Origin of the sequence: Streptomyces sp. NPDC018000, from assembly GCF_044328025.1 — a bacterium.
Classification (GTDB): Bacteria; Actinomycetota; Actinomycetes; order Streptomycetales; family Streptomycetaceae; genus Streptomyces.
On sequence record NZ_JBIRGM010000066.1, the window covers coordinates 1 to 1157 of the forward strand.

The window sequence follows — 1157 nt, forward strand, 5'->3', positions numbered from 1 at the left end:
GGCCTGCTGCTCAACGCCGAGTCGGAGATCACGCAGCAGCCTGCCGACACGGCTTTGTCCCAGAGCACCGCGACCGCGTCGGCCGGCGATGCATCTCCTGCCGGTCCGGTCCACTACGTGGGCGCCGGTCTCGGCCCGTCGGCCATGGTCCCCAAAGAACTCAATTTCGTCTGGCTGGGTGGCGAACTGACGGACAGTGCCCGCGCCAACCTCCGGACATGGGCGGCCAAGGCAGAAGAAACACAGTGGAAGCTGACGATCTGGACGGACGAGGGCGGCCGGCGCAACAACAAGGAGTTCCTCAAGGACCTGGTGGATTCCGGCACCGTTCATCAAGGCAGGGTCGAGGACCTGTTCAAAAAGGACAAGACCCCCGGCGGGGAGAAGCTGCCCTCCAAGGTGTCCAAGCTGTACGAGGCCGCGCGCAAGGAGAACAGCTTCGCGATGGCCTCCGACATCGCCAGGTACGCCCTCCTCCACAAGCACGGCGGGGTGTATCTCGATGTGGACCTGGGCCCCGGAGAGGTGGTGCTGCGTCCCGAGGGCGTGATGCTGCCCAAGGGCGACGACACCCTGCCGATGTTCGGTCCCATGCTTCGCGACCCCAAGAGCGTACGGAGACTGCTCGGACTCGAAGAGAACGCACCCGTGACCGCGGACCACATCCACCAGGCCGCCGAAGTCGCCTACCAGGAAGGCCGCTTCGGGAACCAGTTCATCGTCACACACCCCCGAAGCCGCTTCATGAAGCAGGTTCTGGACAATCTGCCGGACATCAACAACAAGGACGCCTACGCCAGGGGTGTCCTCGAGCTGGCCATCAAGTCGAAGAACGTGGGCGCCAGCACCGGTCCGATATTCCTCCTGCGGCAGTTCAACGAGCACATCAAGTCCCTCGACACCACACAGGCCCCGAACATCAGGTTCGGGCCGCCCCCCGAGTTCCGTGTCCGGGCAGCCGAGTGGACGGACTGGACACGTCTGGACTGGCTGACCGACGAAAGCGAGAACCAGGAAGCCCCCCAGAGCACGTCCGCACCCGCCCGGCGCAACACGCTGGCCAAGCGCCTCGGCGACACCGTCAGGACAATCAAGGGCTCAATACGGTGGGGCAGCGGCAGGTCCGGGTCGCACACAGCACCGCTACCGAACAACGG

At 65.0% G+C, this 1157-nt stretch carries 1 protein-coding gene; it reads left to right on the forward strand.

Annotated elements, in window-relative coordinates; genetic code table 11:
- The coding region (locus tag ACH4EW_RS32460; protein ID WP_398263159.1) for a glycosyltransferase at window positions 1–1157 on the forward strand (1157 nt) is incomplete at both ends.